We start from the raw sequence: 17723 nt of genomic DNA on the forward strand, positions 1-17723 counted from the left end.
AATCTATGTTGACCTGGGACGAAGAAGTCAAGCCCTCATCGCAAAATCAACTGGACGGCGGTCTGCCCAACAACCGCCAGGTGGGACAACCGCCTCTCGCTTTCCAGACACCTTCGCTGCAACCCGTGGGCGCCACATCCCCCGCAGCACATACCTCCACGACACCCGTCACCGCTGCAGCGCATCGCCGCGTCAATGCAGCCGACAAGCGCATCATCAACGGCCAGACCGACGTCAACCAGTTGGTGCCCTTCAAGTACAAGTGGGCGTGGGAAAAATACTTGGCCACCTGCGCCAACCACTGGATGCCCCAAGAGGTGAACATGACGCGCGACATCGCGTTGTGGAAGGACCCCAACGGCCTGACCGACGACGAGCGCCGCATCATCAAGCGCAACCTCGGCTTCTTCGTCACCGCAGACTCGCTGGCCGCCAACAACATCGTGCTGGGCACGTACCGCCACATCACGGCCCCTGAGTGCCGCCAGTTCCTGCTGCGCCAGGCCTTCGAAGAAGCGATCCACACCCACGCCTACCAGTACATCGTCGAGTCGCTGGGCCTGGATGAGAGCGAGATCTTCAACGCCTACAACGAAGTCCAGTCGATCCGCGACAAGGACGAGTTCCTGATCCCCTTCATCGAAGCGATCATGGACCCATCCTTCAAAACCGGCACCCCCGAAACCGACCAGACCCTGCTCAAGTCGCTGATCGTTTTTGCCTGCCTGATGGAAGGCCTGTTCTTCTACGTGGGCTTCACGCAAATTCTGGCGCTGGGTCGGCAGAACAAGATGACGGGCGCTGCGGAGCAGTACCAGTACATCCTGCGCGACGAGTCGATGCACTGCAACTTCGGCATCGATCTGATCAACCAGCTCAAGCTGGAAAACCCGCACCTGTGGACGGCGGAATTCAAGGCCGAGATCAAGGCGCTGTTCCTCAAGGCCGTCGAGTTGGAGTACCGCTACGCCGAAGACACCATGCCCCGTGGCGTGCTGGGCATGAACGCCTCCATGTTCAAGGGCTACCTGCGCTACATCGCCAACCGCCGCGCCACGCAGATCGGGCTGGAGACACTGTTCCCCAACGAAGAAAACCCGTTCCCGTGGATGAGCGAGATGATCGACCTCAAGAAGGAACGCAACTTCTTCGAGACCCGGGTTATTGAATACCAGTCCGGTGGTGCGCTGTCCTGGGACTAGCGCTTTTTTTTGCAGGCCACACCACATGGATTTTTACACCACGCCCAGCACCGACAGCGCCGCAGAGTGCTGCCCTGCGAGGCGTTCCCGTGTTCATGGAGATGGAGTTTTGATCCATCTCCATGGATCGCTTTCTGTCCACTGCAGACAGGAAGTGCTCTTTGCAAATTGACCCAAGGAGAACATGATGGCAACTGCGAAAAAACCGGCCGCTAAAAAGGCTGCTCCCGCGAAGAAGGCTGCAACGGCCAAACCCGTAGCCGCAAAGAAGGCTGCACCTGCCAAGAAGGCAGCAGCACCAGCAAAGAAAGCCGCTCCTGCCAAGAAGGCCGTAGCTGCGAAGAAGGCTGCACCCGCCAAGAAGGCAGCAGCACCGGCAAAGAAAGCCGCTCCCGCCAAGAAGGCCGTAGCTGCGAAGAAGGCTGCACCTGCCAAGAAGGCAGCAGCACCGGCAAAGAAAGCCGCTCCCGCCAAGAAGGCCGTAGCTGCGAAGAAGGCTGCACCTGCCAAGAAGGCAGCAGCACCAGCAAAGAAAGCCGCTCCCGCCAAGAAGGCCGTAGCGGCAAAGAAGGCTGCTGCACCTGCCAAGGCTGCCCCCGCAAAGAAAGCTGCACCGGCCAAGAAGGCCCCCAAGGCGCCTGCCCCTGCGGCTGCTGCCCCCGCAGCACAAACCACGCTGAACCCTCAGGCAGCCTGGCCTTTCCCTACGGGCAACAAGCCCTGATCCTGGCGCGCCACGCGCTCAACCCGGTGCAAACGCACCGGGTTTTTTTTCGTCTGCATCTTGGTATGGGTTCTCCCGAGGGTCGCCCGGTGAGCAAATAGCGCTGTATCGCCCGACGTACCGCAACGCGGGCGACATTGGCTGAGTGGCCTGAGTGGCTTATGCCAGCGGATCGAAATCCAGCGTGTAGTTCTGTGGGCCACGCTGCGCGATCTTGAGGGCGCCCACCCGGTTGCCCAATTCGGCACAACGTACGAGTGGCCAGCCCTTTTCCAGACCAAACAGCAGCGCGCCGCGCCAGGCGTCGCCACAGCCCGTAGGGTCCACCACGGCGGCAGGTTTCACGGGGGGGACATGGGTCTTGTCACCATTCACCCAGACCTCGCAGCCCTCAGCGCCCAATGTCACCACCAGCCCCTGCACCTTGCGGGAGATATCGGCCAGCGACCAGCCGGTGCGGTCGCACAGCATCTTCCCCTCGTAGTCATTGACGGTGACCCAGGTGGCTTGTTCAATGAACTGGGTCAATTCCTGCCCGTTGAACATGGGCAGGCCCTGGCCCGGATCGAACACAAACGGGATGCCTGCCGCGACGAACTGGGCTGCATGCTCCAGCATGGCATCGCGCCCATCCGGCGCGATGATTCCTACGCCGACACGGCTGTCGGCACCAATGCGGTTGGCATGGGCTTGCATCATGGCACCGGGGTGGAAGGCCGTGATCTGGTTGTTGTCACGGTCCGTCATGATCATCGCCTGTGCGGTGTAGGTGTCCTGCACCTGCCCAACGTGGCCAGCACTGATACCCAGCGACTCCAGCCGCTCCAAGTAGTCGGCACCGTCGCTGCCCAGCATGGCCATGGGCAGCGGCTCACCACCCAGCAGCTTGAGGCTGTAAGCGATATTGCCCGCACACCCCCCGAAGTCGCGGCGCAGCGACGGAACCAGGAAGGACACATTCAGAATGTGCAGCTGATCCGGCAGGATCTGCTCAGCAAAACGCCCCTCGAAAGTCATGATGGTGTCGAACGCCAGGGAACCACAAATGAGGGCAGCCATAGATAGTGAAACTCGGTAAGTTGTTGGGAGAAATCAGGGATAGAACGCCAGCAGCCGGTAGCCCGCCACACGTGCACCGCCCGTGGTCACGAGCACCGACACCGAGGTGCCCCACTCCCCCTTCGCGGGCAACTCCGCCGGCGCGGCCATGTCGGTGGGCAACAAGACCCGCCGCAACACGGGCTGGTCCTGGGCATCGGTCAAGGTCAATTCCACCGCAGGCATGGCCAAGGGGATGGTGGCGGTGCTCTTCATCGTCAGCGCCAGCTGGTAGCTGTCGCCGCGCGCCTTGTTGAAGGAAGAGCTGTCGATGACCACATCGGCAATCTGGCGCACGGGAGCAAGCTCGCAGCGCAAGGGCTCGCACAGTTTCACCAGCCAGGGGCGAGTGCGAGCGTCCAGCGCGGCAATGCGGTCGCGTTCCTGCACGGCAATCTGCAATGCCAGGCCCAGCAGGGAAATAAAGAACACCAGCCCCAACGCCATCCGCACGACAGGTTTGCGCCAGAACGCCTTACGGCGCGCAGCAAGCACAAAACTGACCTCGGGGTCGGACTCCTGATCCTCGGCATCATCGTCGTCGTCCGCAGCCCGCCGAGGTCGTGCCCGCAGGATGGCAGCGTGCGAATCGTCCTTCACCAGCTCCATGGCCGGCGTCTCCGGGGTATCCGCCTTGGGCACAAAGTCGACGGAAGGCAGCGGAGGTGCCAGAGCAACGGACTCCGCGACCGGCACTGGCGCGAGCTTCCGCACTTCGTCCAGAAGCGCGGCACTGGGGTCGGACGGCTGCGGCGCCAAAGCCTCCGATGCCCCCGTTGAATGGATAGGATCGCCCGACAGGTCGACGAGGCCAGCGGCATCCGCATCCAAGGACGCATCCAGTGTCATTTCGGAATCGCGAAGTTCTGCAAAAGGCAGTTCGTAGCCAGCAGGGCTGGGGGGCTCGGTCACCGGCGGCAAAGCCCCACCGACCAAGCTGCTGGCATCCTCGCTGACAACGGGTGTCACCGAGCCCGAGGGCGCCGCCGCAGCATCCCCGCGTCCATGTACAGACCCGTTCGCATCCAATACGGAATCACCGGCGCGTGGAGCCGTGGTGGGTTCCACTATCGGCCCCGGAATCTCCGCAGGCACTGGGGCCGATAGCGTTGCCCCGGCATCCACCGCAGTCGGAGCCCGTGGCGCGCTGTGGGCCCTCCATGCAAAGGGGGCGAGGAGGTCATCCCCCAGAACTTCAGGAGAGGTTTCCTTGCGAGCGCCTGCCGTGAGAAACGCGGGCACCGCCGGGCTGGGGATATCCAGCACAGGGGCTGCAGGTACATCATCCACCACGCAGAAAAGCGGGGCGTCAACCGTGTTGGTCGCCGCTGCCCGGGTAACGGACTCCGAAACGCTTCCCGTGACAGGCGTGGTCGCCTTGGCTGCATTCGCAGCAGCGGGCAGAGCGGCGCCAGTTGATTTGCCGCCGCCCCACGCACCCAGCGCATCGGGCTTTCGGACGACCGGGGCTGTGGGCGCCCGCAGGTCCGTGAGCGACACATCGGGCAGCAGCGCTTCAGGCGCCACCGGCAGCAAATGGGCAGAGGCATCGAATACCTCTTTGCATTGGCCGCAACGCACCCATCCCTCCGAGATGCGCAATTGGTCCGCCACGACCTTGAAGGTGGTGGCGCAGGACGGGCAGCGGGTGATCTGGCTCATCAGCGGTGGATTGTAGAGGCCATGCCGCGGCCGCCAGAACAGCGCTCGCGCACGTTCAACGGCGTGCGGTCATCAGAATCCAGCCATCCTCGGTGTCCGCCACTTCCAGCGGCAGCCAGGGCGCGTAGGCCTCCTTGAGCTCATCCGCCTGGCGCTCCAGAATGCCCGCCAACACCAGATGGCCGCCCGCAGCCACATAGCTGCACAGCAGCGGGGCCAACACCCGCAACGGCGTCGCCAGGATGTTGGCCAGCACCGTCTGGTATTCGCCTTGCGCCTTGTCCGGCAGACCTGATTTGAGTGTGACCTGATTGGCCTCGGCGTTTTGTACGGTGGACTCCACAGCCGCAGGGTCGATATCGACTGCGTCTATGTCCGTGGCGCCGAACTTGGCCGCACCAATGGCCAGAATGCCCGACCCGCATCCATAGTCCAGCACCCGCCCCAGGGGGTTGCCCTGACCGGGCTGCGTAGCGCCGTTGCGCGCAATCCAGCGCAGGCACATGCGTGTGGTGGGGTGTGTGCCCGTGCCAAAGGCCAGACCAGGGTCGAGCCGGATGCTGCGTACCGCCTGGGCAGGCAGTTCATGCCAGGTAGGTACGATCCAGAAATCGGGTGTGATGTCCACCGGTGCAAACTGCGACTGGGTCAGCCGGACCCAGTCCTGCTCAGGCACCTGGGCTACGCCCAGCACCTGGCAGCCCACAAAAAAGTCCTGCACCACCAGCAACTGCTGCGCTTCGCGGGCGGCCACCTCGGAGGGGAACAAGGCGACCACACGGCTGCGCTGCCAGCCATCCTTGGGCGGAGGCATGCCAGGCTCGCCAAACAGCGCCTGTTCGGCGTCGGTCTGCGCATCGGCGTCTTCCACCGACACGGAAAGCGCATCCAGCGCGTCCAGCGCATCGCTGACCGCTTCAATCCGGTCCTCGGGGCACATCAGACTCAGCTCAAACATAGGCGTCTCTCGAAAAAAGTGAAATGCTGGCACCCGTTGCCAGGAGCCAGCATGTGAACGACCTGCAAGTCTGCCTGCTCAGCGCTTGTGCTGCGACAGCCACTCTTCCAGGTAGTGAATGTTGGTGCCACCCGCCATGAACTTGGCGTCCACCATCAGCTCGCGGTGCAGCGGCACGTTGGTGTTGATGCCTTCGATCACCGTCTCGGACAGCGCCGTGCGCATGCGGGCCAGGGCCTGCTCACGCGTGTCGCCGTGCACGATGATCTTGCCGATCATCGAGTCATAGTTCGGCGGCACAAAGTAGTTGCTGTAGGCATGCGAGTCCACACGCACGCCAGGCCCCCCCGGTGGATGCCACGTGGTGATGCGCCCCGGCGACGGGATGAATTTGTACGGATCTTCCGCATTGACCCGGCACTCGATGGCGTGGCCGCGGATTTCGATCTGGCGCTGGGTGAAGGGCAGCTTTTCGCCAGCCGCCACCATGATCTGCGTCTTCACGATGTCCACGCCCGTGATCCATTCGGTCACAGGGTGCTCCACCTGCACGCGGGTGTTCATCTCGATGAAGTAGAACTCGCCGTTTTCGTACAGGAACTCGAACGTGCCCGCACCGCGGTAGCCGATCTTCTTGCAGGCGGCCACGCAGCGCTCACCAATCTTCTCGATCAGCTTGCGGGGGATGCCAGGGGCTGGTGCCTCTTCGATCACCTTCTGGTGGCGGCGCTGCATGGAGCAGTCACGCTCGCCCAGGTACACCGCGTTGCGGTGCTTGTCGGCCAGGATCTGGATTTCGATGTGGCGCGGGTTCTGGAGGAACTTCTCCATGTACACCGCCGGATTGCCGAATGCTGCGCCCGCCTCGGCCTTGGTCATCTGCACGGCATTGACCAGGGCCGCCTCGGTGTGCACCACGCGCATGCCGCGACCACCGCCGCCGCCGGCAGCCTTGATGATGACCGGGTAGCCGATGGCCTTGGCGATGCGGCGGATCTGCACTGGGTCATCGGGCAACTCACCCTCGGAACCCGGCACGCAGGGCACGCCCGCGCGGATCATGGCCTGCTTGGCCGACACCTTGTCCCCCATGATGCGGATCGACTCGGGCGTAGGGCCGATGAACTGGAAGCCGCTCTTTTCGACGCGCTCGGCAAAGTCGGCGTTCTCGGACAGGAAACCGTAGCCAGGGTGGATGGCTTCGGCATCAGTCACCTCGGCCGCCGAGATGATGGCCGGCATGTTGAGGTACGACAGAGGCGAGGGCGCGGGGCCAATGCAGACGGCCTCTTCGGCCAGCTTGACGTATTTAGCGTCGCGGTCGGCCTCGGAATAGACCATCACGGCCTTGATCCCGAGTTCACTGCAGGCGCGCTGGATACGAAGGGCAATCTCCCCTCGGTTTGCGACCAGGATTTTCTTGAACATGCGCGCCTTATTCGATGACGAACAAAGGTTGTCCGTATTCCACGGCCTGGCCGTTTTCGCCCAGGATGCGGGTCACAGTGCCCGACTTGTCGGCCTCGATCTCGTTGAGGATCTTCATGGCCTCGATGATGCAGATGGTCTCGCCTTCCTTGACCTGACTGCCCACTTCGACAAAAGGCTTGGCGCCGGGGCTGGACGAGCGGTAGAAAGTGCCCACCATGGGGGACTTCACGATGTGACCGGTAGGGGCTGCTGCGGCCGGTGGGGCAGGCAGTTCAGCCACAGGCGCGGCTGCTGGCGCCGCGGCAGGGGCTGCCACCGGGGCCGCCACATACTGCTGGACCACAGCACCGCCGCTCTTGACGATGCGGACTTTGCCCTCGGCTTCCGTGATTTCGAGTTCAGAGACGTTCGACTCGGACACGAGATCGATGAGGGTTTTGAGTTTTCGCAGATCCATGGAAGCTCCAACGGCTATAAAACTGAATAGGGCGCGAATTTACTCCAATTTCACCCTATCGCAGTCTTCCACCCGCATTTTTCATGAACTTCGACATGGAAAAGTGCCGTTTCATCGAGAGACGACACGTCGAGAACCCCTATACAGCCCGTGTATATGGGCGCGCATCCTCAACGCAGACCTGCCCAAAGCTGCAAATCCTGGGCGGTCACTTGCCCCATTTTACGATGCAGCACTTTCCCCTCCCCGCCCAGGACCACCGTGAAAGGCAAGCCTCCTGTCAGGTTGCCCAGCGACCGTCCCAGATCCGTGCCGCCCAAACCGGCGAGCCCCACGGGAAAATCGAGCGGGATACGGGCCAGGAACTTGCGCACCGCCGAAGGCTGATCAATCGCCAAACCCAATACTTGCCAGCCTTTAGCAGATTGTTCGCGATAGAAGGCGTTGAGCATGGGCAGCTCTTCCACGCAAGGTGGGCACCACGTGGCCCAGAAATTAAGCAGCAGCGGCTTGCCAGCCAGGGACTTCATGGCCACGGTGCTACCGGCGGGCGTTTCAAACTCCAGCCCCCAAAGCGCCTGCTCAGCCCCCGACTCCACGGCATGGGGCTGAAACTTCCACCATGCGAAGCCCGCCCCGCCCAGCGCCGCAGCCCCGGCCACCCCCGCATACAACAGGCGCCTGCGCGCTGCCGAGGGAGCGGAGGCATCGGGAGTCACCGGGGAGAGAGATTCAGCAGGCTGTGTCATGGGGTCGTGGTTTCCTGAAGCAAGCGGCGCACAGCCGTGATGTCACCGCGCGGTGTCCGGCCCTTGGCGTCGGGTTTGAGCGCACCCCGCAGGTCATCCAGGTCATAGATGAGCAGGTGCACACCGATCATTTCATTGAGCTCGGGCGATTTGCTACCCAGGCTCAGCGCCTCCACCGATTCGCCATGAAAGCCAGTGACCGTTCGCGGTTCGTAGTCCACATGATGATCGATCAGCGCGATCTCTGCCGATTTGGGGTCATCACAGAACAATTGCAGGTAAATGTCTGACAGGCGCGTGGCCGTGCCATGCCACACCGCCCCCGCCAGATGCGGCCGAAAAGCCGCCATGCGGTCCATCCACACCAGGGCCAGTTGGCGTAACGCCCGCAGCTCGCGCGGCTGGGTGTCGGCACAGAAGAGCTGGATATACTCCCGCACCGCCTCTTCCACCTGATCGTTGTCAGGCAGCGGGGTGCGGGCTGGCAGGCCCATCTGCCGCAGCGCCCGGCGCTTGGCGGGGCCCCATTCCAGCCCCTCCTCCACCACCAGGCGGGCGGTCGTTTGGGCGATTTCTTCGCTCAGGGGTGTGTGCATGGCAGCGGTGGAGAACTAAAGACCCTGCATTGTGGCGCGAAGCCGTGACACGGCGGCCGATGACCCCAGGCGGCACTGGCGACCCAGACAACCGGCGCGCAGCGGAACTACTATTTTGAGAGCACCTCAGGCAGACAGAGTCGGCGCCAGCAGTCCTTTTTGCCTTGAAGGAGACACCCACCCCCCGGCCTTAGAATCTGCGCCCATGCATATACACATACTGGGCATCTGCGGCACGTTCATGGGAGGCCTCGCGGCCTTGGCGCGCGAGGCAGGGCACAAGGTGACGGGCTGCGACGCCGGGGTCTACCCACCCATGAGCGACCAGCTCCGCGCGCTGGGCATCGACCTGATCGAAGGCTTCAGCGCCGACCAGCTCGCGCTCCAGCCCGACATGTTTGTGGTGGGCAATGTTGTCAGCCGCGCCCGGCTGGCCGACGGCTCCCCCAAGTTTCCGTTAATGGAAGCCATTCTGGACGCGGGCCTGCCTTACACCAGCGGCCCCCAATGGCTGGCCGAGCATGTGCTGCAGGGTCGCCATGTGCTGGCCGTGGCTGGAACGCACGGCAAGACCACCACCACCTCGATGCTGGCGTGGATTCTGGAATCGGCCGGGCAGCAGCCGGGCTTTCTGATCGGCGGGGTGCCGCTGAACTTTGGCGTGTCCGCGCGCCTGGGCGCTGCGCAGCGTCCCACGCCAGCCGCCACGCCGCTCGGGGCAAAGCCCCTGTTCGTGATCGAGGCCGACGAATACGACACCGCCTTTTTCGACAAGCGCAGCAAGTTCGTGCACTACCGGCCCCGCACCGCCGTGCTGAACAACCTGGAGTTCGACCACGCAGACATCTTTGACGACTTGGCGGCCATCGAGCGCCAGTTCCACCATCTGGTGCGCACCGTGCCGCCGTCGGGGCGCGTGGTGGTCAATGGACTGGAAGAAAGCCTGGCCCGCGTGCTGCACACCGGCTGCTGGAGCGAGGTGACCAGCTTTGGCGCCGCCGTCAGCGACTTTCACGCCGTGGGTGACCCGCAGGCTTTTGACGTGGTGCACCAAGGGCAAACCGTGGCGCGCGTGGAATGGTCGCTGACCGGCGTGCACAACCAGCTCAATGCGCTGGCGGCCATCGCGGCGGCCCACCATGTGGGCGTGGCGCCCGCACAGGCCGCGGCCGCTCTGGGCAGTTTTCAGAACGTCAAGCGGCGCATGGAATTGCGTGGCACGGTGGGCGGTGTGGCCGTCTACGACGACTTTGCCCACCACCCTACCGCCTTGCGCACCACGCTTGACGGCCTGCGCCGTACCTTAGGCGCTGGCGCACGCATCTTGGCGGTGTTCGAGCCCCGCAGCAACACCATGAAGCTGGGCGCGATGAAAAGCCAGCTGCCCTGGGCGCTGGAGCCCGCCGATCTGGCCTTTTGCCACACGGCAGGGCTGGACTGGGATGCTGCACAGGCGCTGGCACCGCTGGGCGTCGGGCCCGGCCAGCGCGCCCAGACGGTCCCGGACATCGATACGCTGGTGGCCCAGGTCACCCAGGCCGCACGCCCAGGCGACCACGTGGTGTGCATGAGCAATGGTGGCTTTGGCGGCATCCACGCCAAGCTGCTGCAAGCACTACAAAAATAATAGCTACTGGCGCATACTCCACCAGCGCTAGCAGCCAATTTTTATCAAATGGCGTTCAAAACGTGACCGCCATGCCCGGCACGTCCACCCGCACGATGGGCTTGGCGAGTGCGGCGCTGGCGGCACGCGCAAAGTCGCGGGACCAGGTGGGGTCTTGCATCAGCGCCACACCGGCCGCGCGGGCCACGGTCAGCACCTTGTCGGCCAGCAGCACCTTGCCGCTGGCGCGCAGAGGCTCGCAGTCCAGCGCGATGAACTGATCGTCGAGCCAGCGCCGCCCCGCCTCGTGGGCCATGGGCTCGGCGCCCTCCAGATCAAAACGGTATTCCTGGTTTGCGGCCAGCTTGACCGACACTTCGCTGTGCATGATGGATCGCCTTTCTGTGTTGTTGCGGTGACTAGTGACCGCTGCTGCACGCAGAGTGCGTGCAGCAAGAGGCCCCAGTTTAGACCTTGCAATGGAGCCAGCGATCAGCGGGCGCGGCGTGCCTTGACGGAGTCCGACAGCTCGGCCAGCGCCTGCAGCGAAGCGTCCCAGCCCAGGCAGGCGTCGGTGATGCTCTTGCCGTATTCGAGTGCCGAAGGGTCGTCCTTGCCAGGCGTGAACTTCTGGGCGCCTGCCGTCAGGTGGCTTTCGATCATCAGGCCGAAGACGCTGCGCGAACCGCCCGCCACCTGGGCCGCCACATCGCGGGCCACGTCCAGCTGCTTTTCGTGCTGCTTGCTGCTGTTGGCATGGCTGCAGTCCACCATCAATGTGGCGGGCAACTTGGCAGCTTCGAGGTCTTTGCAAGCCGCGGCCACACTGGCAGCGTCGTAGTTGGGCGTCTTGCCGCCGCGCAAAATCACATGGCAGTCCTTGTTGCCCTTGGTGTTCACGATGGCGACCTGGCCGTTCTTGTGCACCGACAGGAAGTGGTGGCCTCGGCTGGCCGACTGGATGGCGTCGGTGGCGATGCGGATGTTGCCGTCCGTGCCGTTCTTGAAGCCGATGGGGGCCGAGATGCCGGAGGCCAGCTCGCGGTGCACCTGGCTCTCGGTGGTGCGCGCGCCAATCGCGCCCCAGCTGATGAGGTCGCCGATGTACTGGGGCGAAATCACGTCCAGGAACTCGCTGCCGGCAGGCATGCCCAGTCGGTTGATCTCGATGAGCAGCTGGCGCGCAATGCGCAGGCCTTCATCGATGCGGTAGCTTTCGTCAAGGTAGGGGTCGTTGATCAGCCCCTTCCAGCCCACGGTAGTGCGTGGCTTTTCGAAGTACACGCGCATCACGATTTCGAGTGTGTCGGCGTACTGGGTGCGCACGGCCATCAGGCGGCGGGCGTACTCGACAGCAGCGGCAGGGTCGTGGATGGAGCAAGGGCCAATGACCACCAGCAGGCGGTCATCTTTGCCAGCCATGATGTTGTGGATGTTCTTGCGGGTCTGGGTGATCAGCGATTCGACCGGCGTGCCGCCGATCGGGAAGAAGCGGATCAGATGCTCGGGAGGAGGCAACACGGTGATGTCCTTGATACGTTCGTCGTCGGTCTGGCTGGTTTTCTCGACGCTGCGGTACCAGGCATCGCTGGTGGGGTTGGTAGTGGCCGTCATGGTTGCTTCCTCGTGGAGTCGGTTGGAGTGGATGGAAAAACGGGAGGGCTGAAAAACAAAAACCGCCGGGCTTTGCAGCGTCGGCGGTTGGTATGGGGAGGTTGTGTGTGCTTGCGCGTTTTCCTCTCATCCGCCGGGGACCGAGATAAAAAACCAAAAATAAAACGCGCTGCGAACTTGCATGGCAGCCAATGTAGCACAGGAGTGCGCCGGTTCGGCCCCCTCGGCCTGTTGCGAATGCACGACACGCGCCCGCTTCCAACACGTGGCGCTCCGGCCATTCACCGCCGGCCGCCCCGAAACCATGCCCGCAAGCGCTGCAGTGCCGAGGGCTTGCGCGGCGGCGGCATGTCCTGCAAATCGCTTGCCGGATTGCTCTGGTGCTCGTACATGTCGATGAGCAGCAACGCCTCGCCCAGCGTGCGCCAGGCCAGTAGTTCGAACTGGTCGAAACTGGCGCTTTCTTTGGTGCTGCGCTGCTCCAGCATCGACTGCCAGTCGGCAATGGCGTTGCGCAGCTCTCTCAGTGCGCGCTGGTAGGCGCCAAACTCGTACAGCGCGTGCCATGCTGAGCCCAGGCCGGTCAAAAATAGCTGGTGTTCACGCGCACTGTGGGACAAGGCCACCACGCGGCGGGTGATTTCGGTGGTGTCGGTGCTGGTGCGGCGGGTGCGCACCACCTCGTCGATCTGCGTGGACAGCACGCCCAGGCTGTCACGCAACTGGCGCGAATCCTCGTCCGCCACGCCCTCGCGCAAGAAGCGGCTGATGTCTCCAAACGACTGGAGCGTCAGCTGCTGGCTCGGGATGGTAGCGGGCATGGCGGTATTTTGCGCTCCCCGTCAGAAGAAACGACGTCCGGCCCCTTGCGCGGGCACCCGGCCCGACGGCAAAGCAGCAACCCGGAAGGGGCTGGGCGACACAACCCGCGCCAGCTCGTCGGCCCGGCCGCACAGCGTCATGGCTTCGGCAGACCCGGCCGCGCCGCCAGGTGAGTGGCTATTGCCAAGAACATCGCGTTGGCGATGACGGCATTTCCCTTGTCGCCAAAATGAAATTGGTCCAAGAACACTTCGTCCGTTGCTTGATAGCCGTCGAATGCCTTGGACAGGTCGACAAACCTGAAGTTGTCCTGGCGCAATCCGGCCAGTTCAGAAGACATCAGCTCATAACACTGCACGAAATAGCTCTGGGATGCCGGGATGAACGCCTTTTCGCGGGTGCTCAGCGCCTTGCGTGTCACGGACAACGTAGGCTGCAGGAAGAAGATCCAGTCGGCATTCACTTGTCGCAATGCATGCGCGCCCAAGCGGACATTCTTCTGTAGCCGGTAAGAGACCAAATGCGCCGCCACGGGCTGCGATGCGGGGCGCGCCTGCGGCAGAGCAGGCAGCTCTTTCCTGCCCGCCGTTCTCAAGCCGGTATTGACCAGGGTCTGGAAGTACTCATCCGCCCCGGCCGCAAACCACAGCACATTACGGCCAGCATCACCCCAGAAGACATCGTTGTTGCCAGATAGGGAAACGACCAGGTCCGGCTGAAGCTCCGACAGGTAGTTCTCGATGGCGATGCGCTCTTGCGTTGATGCCCAGGAAGGGTTGGCGAAGGTGAAAACCTCATAGCGCCGTCCTGTTTTCTGCGACAGCCGGTCGGTCAGCATGCCGTTCAGCAGGCTGCCGATCGTCTTGTCCTGGCTGGGCGCTCCAGAGCCGAAGGCGGTGGATCCCCCGGTCAGGAAAATCCGGTAGACGCCCGCAGGCTTTGGCATCTGAACTTCTTCGCTGCTGCGCATTTGCCAGGAGTTGATCTGCGCATTGTGGTGCTGCCCCGGAGCAGGGGCGGTGCCCACAAAGGGGGTCGGCTGATTGGGAACCGACCAGCTGATGTTGCGAGCGTCAATATACGGGTTGCTGTAGGCATTCTTGATGCCGTTTCGCTGCTCGTCGTTGAGCGGCGTGATCGCCAGCACACCCGCCAGGGTCTCCCCCTGCTCGACCCAGTGAATTGTCTTCTCGAACCGTCCTGCAACCGTGTAGACCCCGACGCCATATCCCAGCCCCACCAGCATGCACAGTGCCAATGAGGGCAGCAGGAGATACAAGAATTTTTTCATGGATCAGAACAGCGTATAGATGAAGGGCGCCAACACCGATCCGTGTCCAAAAACAATCAAGGCTCCTAGCAGCAGCAGCACCACCAGCACGGGGATCAACGAATACCGCTTGTGTTCCTTGAAGAACAGTACGAGCTCTTTCAGTAATTCCAACATCAGAATTGACGCTCCATGTGATCGGCCTTCCTAGGCACCTTGTTGACCCTGTAGGTCGTCAAACGACCATCCCATTTCTTTTGCAGGGTGTCCTTGCCCAGCAAGCGCAACACGCACCCGAGTGGCGCAAAGACCAGAACAAACACGACGCCCAGCACCAGTCTTGTGTTGACCCACTCCAGCACCCTGCCCAGGCGCATCCAGAACCTGTAAGGCCCGCGCAGCAGCCCGGGCGCGATGAGCGCCAGGGCGAGGAAGACGGCCGCGACCACCCAGGGCCAATTAGCCGATTTCATGGACCACCACCAAGGCAGCAGCAGGCCGAAGAACAGGGCAAAGAAGCCCGCCATCACATAACCGAACTTGCGCAGCTCGGTATCGCTCACCACAGGGGCGGTATCAGTTTTTTCGCTCATAAGATTGTCAATCCAATGCCAGGGCGCCTTTGCGGAACTCGACCTTGGCATTCGTCTGAGCCTCCTTGGCCAGCAGAACATTCCCCACGACGAGGTAATCCATGTCCGTTCCCATGAAGCAGCGGTATGCATCCTCCGGCGTACATACGATGGGCTCGCCGCGCACGTTGAAGGACGTGTTCACCAGAACCGGGCAACCCGTTTGCGCCTCGAAGGCCGACAGCAACTTGTAGAACTGCGGATTGCTCTGGGCGTTCACCGTCTGCACCCGCGCAGAATAGTCCACGTGGGTCACTGCCGGAATGCTGGAGCGCACCTGATGCAGTTGCGCCAGGCCCTGCAGCGAATGGTCCGGATGGAGCTGGATGCTGTCGTGCACTTGCGCCACCAGCAGCATGTAGGGACTCGGGCGATCAAGATGGAAGTACTTCTCCACGGCCTCCTCCTTGACGGCAGGAGCGAAGGGACGGAAGGACTCCCGGAACTTGATCTTCAGATTCAACTGGGACTGCATGGCGCTCGAACGGGGGTCCGCGATGATCGAGCGGGCGCCCAGGGCACGCGGACCGAACTCCATACGGTTCTGGAACCAGCCCACCACATTTTCGCTCGCCAGCAGTCCGGCAACCGTGCTGTACAGGCACTCGTCATCCAGAACGGTGTAGCTCGCACCCAGCTCGCTCAACGCCTGGATGACGGTGGCCTGGGCATATTGCGGGCCGAGCAGCGAACCCTGCATCTGGTCTGCGCCTGCCTCACCCTGAACGCGGGGCTGCCCACGGTACGTGTGGTACGAGGCGTAGGCTGCACCGAGCGCTCCGCCCGCATCCCCGGCCGCCGGTTGGATCCATATGTCCTTGAAGATGCCTTCCCTCAACAATCGGCCGTTGGCCACACAGTTGAGTGCTACACCGCCCGCCATGCACAGGTAGTCCGCGCCCGTCTCGCTCTGCAGTTGGCGGGCCAGCTTGATCACGACCTCTTCCGTCACCGCCTGGATGGACGCCGCCAGGTCCATGTCTCGCTGCGTCGGGGTGGCATCGGAATCTCGGGGCGGTGCACCAAACAAGTCCGCGAACTTCTGGTTCGTCATCCGAAGGCCGGTGCAGTAATCAAAATAATCGAGATTCAACCGGAATGATCCGTCCGGTTTCATGTCGATCAAGTTATCCCAGATCAGCTGGGTGTAAATGGGGTTGCCATAAGGCGCCAGCCCCATGAGCTTGTATTCACCCGAATTGACCTTGAAGCCCAGGTAATAAGTGAAAGCCGAATAGAGCAATCCCAGGGAATGCGGGAACTCTATTTGCCACAGGGGCTTGAGATCTGCCCCGTCCCCCAGCCAGGCCGAAGTGGTGGCCCATTCGCCGACACCGTCCAGGCACAAGACAGCCGCCTTGTCGAAAGGGCTCGGGTAGAACGCAGACGCGGCGTGGGACTCGTGGTGCTCGGCGAACAGGATGGGAGGCAGTTCCGACTCCTTGCACGCCAGCAGGGCCGCGAGCTCTTGCTTGAGGGTTCTCTTGAGATAGAGCTTCTCCTTCAGCCACACGGGGACTGCCGCGACGAAGGAGCGAAAACCACTCGGCGCATAGCTCAGATAGGTATCGAGCAGGCGCTCGAATTTCAAAATTGGCTTGTCGTAGAAGACGATGGAATCCAGGTCATTCACACAAACGTTAGCTTCCTGCAGGCAATATCTGACCGCATTTTTCGGAAACTGCGCATCGTGCTTCTTTCTCGTGAATCGCTCTTCCTGTGCAGCGGCGACTATCCGACCCGAACGCAGGATAGCCGCCGCGCTGTCGTGATAATACGAAGAAATTCCCAATATATTCATAAAGGCTCAACCACACGCTCTACAAGCAAAACCCAAAAAGAGCACCGAAGCGCTCGCAACCTGGCAAAGCACAGCCGGGCACAGATTTACTCTTTCTTGGCATGGCCGCCATCCCCAGCGAGGGCCTTGAAAGCCCTCTCACCCAGCCATGCCTGCGCAATTTCATTGAAATGCACCCCCCCCACAACGAGGTGGGCTGACAGATCGTCAGTGTCGATAAGGCTCACGCGTGGCAGCGCTTCGGCTACACTGGCCTGCGCCAGCCGGACATGACTCCGGTGCGTCCACACCGGATTGTCCTGTATCCGGCCCAAAACCACAGGTACCTCCGCGTCGTCCGTGCATTTCATGCGAACCAGCGATCGGCGGAAATTTTTGATAAACCCACTCAAATTGTTTTTATATTGAAGGGCCGACGCTTCATTGAGCGCATCCGTTTCACCCTGCATCCAGAAAATGCCAGCTACCTGCAGCCTGACTTTTGATCTCTGGGTATTATAGGCGTCGGCAATCATCTTCAACAGCTCATTGTTAAGGCTGCCGCCCGGCGCCCAATTATCAAGAATGTCACCGCCACGAAGCGATGTATTAGCCACTGCTAATTTGACAATATAGTGGTCATGAGGCGGGACATTATTCAAGTACCGCGCTAAATACAGCTCGGGGCCAAATAACTCCATTGCAGTCACACCGGCCGGAAACTCCTTGGCATTTGGCGTCACGTTCTTGAAGCCAAAACCAGGCCGCGCCTGCTGCCAGGATGCAAACCCGCTCCAACGCACGCCCCGCGAGAATCTTCCGTCGTCCCTTCCTGCCACACCCGGGGGGGCACCATAGATACCGTAAATTTTTACATTCGGGAAGACCGTGTCCTGTCGCGCGTAGTCGTCCGGCCCACCAACGACGTCCCTCACCGACGCCAAACCTGCGGCATTGGATTGTCCTGCCACCACGAAGAGCTGGCGTACGGGCAAGGTGGGGCTGGTTTCGCGCACCAAACACTGCTCAGCCAGCACAGCTTCACTCACAGCCCCAATCAAGAGAAACAACACGGCTTGCGCCAATCCTGACCAGCAAAACGGCCGTGTGAACTTCATGCTG

General features: G+C 62.2%; 18 protein-coding genes. 3 read left to right on the top strand and 15 right to left on the bottom strand.

All coding sequences use genetic code 11. From position 1 onward, the window contains the following. The first annotated feature begins 5 nt into the window (after positions 1-5). Together ACT531_RS11140 and ACT531_RS11145 are read left to right on the top strand one after the other, a co-directional pair. Positions 6-1202: a ribonucleotide-diphosphate reductase subunit beta gene (locus ACT531_RS11140; RefSeq protein WP_060985124.1), complete on the top strand. Its 1197-nt coding sequence runs from the start codon at positions 6-8 to the stop codon at positions 1200-1202. Positions 1203-1389: 187 nt separating this feature from the next. Further along, positions 1390-1926 carry a histone gene (locus ACT531_RS11145; RefSeq protein ID WP_476017458.1) on the top strand — a complete coding sequence of 179 codons (537 nt, stop codon included), beginning with the start codon at positions 1390-1392 and terminating at the stop codon, positions 1924-1926. Between the two features lie 159 nt (positions 1927-2085). Here ACT531_RS11145 and ACT531_RS11150 read toward each other — a convergent pair whose 3' ends face one another. The 7 genes from ACT531_RS11150 to ACT531_RS11180 form a co-directional block, all read right to left on the bottom strand. Next, positions 2086-2985, bottom strand: coding sequence for a carbohydrate kinase family protein (locus ACT531_RS11150; RefSeq protein ID WP_476017459.1), 900 nt, complete (start codon positions 2983-2985; stop codon positions 2086-2088). A gap of 33 nt (positions 2986-3018) precedes the next feature. Then, positions 3019-4686, bottom strand: a complete 1668-nt coding sequence (locus tag ACT531_RS11155) for a DUF3426 domain-containing protein (RefSeq protein ID WP_476017460.1) — start codon at positions 4684-4686, stop codon at positions 3019-3021. Between the two features lie 55 nt (positions 4687-4741). Then, a complete protein-coding gene (gene prmA / locus ACT531_RS11160; RefSeq protein ID WP_476017461.1) occupies positions 4742-5644 on the bottom strand; it encodes a 50S ribosomal protein L11 methyltransferase in 903 nt (300 codons plus the stop codon). A 78-nt stretch (positions 5645-5722) separates the two neighbouring features. Further along, positions 5723-7072 carry an acetyl-CoA carboxylase biotin carboxylase subunit gene (accC, locus tag ACT531_RS11165; protein ID WP_209818176.1) on the bottom strand — a complete coding sequence of 450 codons (1350 nt, stop codon included), beginning with the start codon at positions 7070-7072 and terminating at the stop codon, positions 5723-5725. A gap of 7 nt (positions 7073-7079) precedes the next feature. Further along, on the bottom strand, positions 7080-7532 hold the full coding sequence (gene accB / locus ACT531_RS11170) for an acetyl-CoA carboxylase biotin carboxyl carrier protein (protein ID WP_060985129.1): 453 nt from the start codon (positions 7530-7532) through the stop codon (positions 7080-7082). Between the two features lie 170 nt (positions 7533-7702). Further along, positions 7703-8281: a TlpA family protein disulfide reductase gene (locus tag ACT531_RS11175; RefSeq protein ID WP_295943083.1), complete on the bottom strand. Its 579-nt coding sequence runs from the start codon at positions 8279-8281 to the stop codon at positions 7703-7705. Continuing rightward, the gene (locus tag ACT531_RS11180; RefSeq protein ID WP_209818172.1) at positions 8278-8877 is read right to left on the bottom strand and encodes a hypothetical protein; all 600 of its coding nucleotides are present in this window, start codon (positions 8875-8877) and stop codon (positions 8278-8280) included. Before ACT531_RS11180 ends, ACT531_RS11175 begins: the two co-directional genes overlap by 4 nt. Before the next feature lie 205 nt (positions 8878-9082). Here ACT531_RS11180 and mpl point away from each other — a divergent pair, with 205 nt between their 5' ends. Further along, entirely contained in the window at positions 9083-10504 is a 1422-nt protein-coding gene (gene mpl / locus ACT531_RS11185) for a UDP-N-acetylmuramate:L-alanyl-gamma-D-glutamyl-meso-diaminopimelate ligase (protein WP_476017462.1), read from the top strand. Positions 10505-10559: 55 nt separating this feature from the next. Here the strand turns inward: mpl and ACT531_RS11190 are convergent, their stop codons facing one another. From ACT531_RS11190 to ACT531_RS11225, 8 genes are all read right to left on the bottom strand, one after another. After that, positions 10560-10871, bottom strand: coding sequence for a hypothetical protein (locus ACT531_RS11190; protein WP_015015633.1), 312 nt, complete (start codon positions 10869-10871; stop codon positions 10560-10562). A gap of 104 nt (positions 10872-10975) precedes the next feature. Then, positions 10976-12097 carry a 3-deoxy-7-phosphoheptulonate synthase gene (locus ACT531_RS11195; protein WP_146871654.1) on the bottom strand — a complete coding sequence of 374 codons (1122 nt, stop codon included), beginning with the start codon at positions 12095-12097 and terminating at the stop codon, positions 10976-10978. A 281-nt stretch (positions 12098-12378) separates the two neighbouring features. Next, complete coding sequence (locus ACT531_RS11200; RefSeq protein ID WP_476017463.1) at positions 12379-12918, bottom strand: hypothetical protein; 540 nt, start codon at positions 12916-12918, stop codon at positions 12379-12381. A 137-nt stretch (positions 12919-13055) separates the two neighbouring features. Next, positions 13056-14210 carry a hypothetical protein gene (locus tag ACT531_RS11205; protein ID WP_476017464.1) on the bottom strand — a complete coding sequence of 385 codons (1155 nt, stop codon included), beginning with the start codon at positions 14208-14210 and terminating at the stop codon, positions 13056-13058. 3 nt (positions 14211-14213) lie between these two features. Next, complete coding sequence (locus ACT531_RS11210) at positions 14214-14366, bottom strand: DUF5989 family protein (RefSeq protein ID WP_274110306.1); 153 nt, start codon at positions 14364-14366, stop codon at positions 14214-14216. Next, entirely contained in the window at positions 14366-14752 is a 387-nt protein-coding gene (locus ACT531_RS11215) for an SxtJ family membrane protein (protein WP_476017465.1), read from the bottom strand. Before ACT531_RS11215 ends, ACT531_RS11210 begins: the two co-directional genes overlap by 1 nt. A 37-nt stretch (positions 14753-14789) precedes the next feature. Then, a complete protein-coding gene (locus ACT531_RS11220) occupies positions 14790-16622 on the bottom strand; it encodes a carbamoyltransferase family protein (protein ID WP_476017466.1) in 1833 nt (610 codons plus the stop codon). A gap of 86 nt (positions 16623-16708) precedes the next feature. Then, positions 16709-17719, bottom strand: coding sequence for a sialate O-acetylesterase (locus ACT531_RS11225; protein WP_476017467.1), 1011 nt, complete (start codon positions 17717-17719; stop codon positions 16709-16711). Positions 17720-17723 lie beyond the last annotated feature (4 nt).

The sequence above is a fragment of the Acidovorax sp. DMC1 genome, from assembly GCF_056314325.1.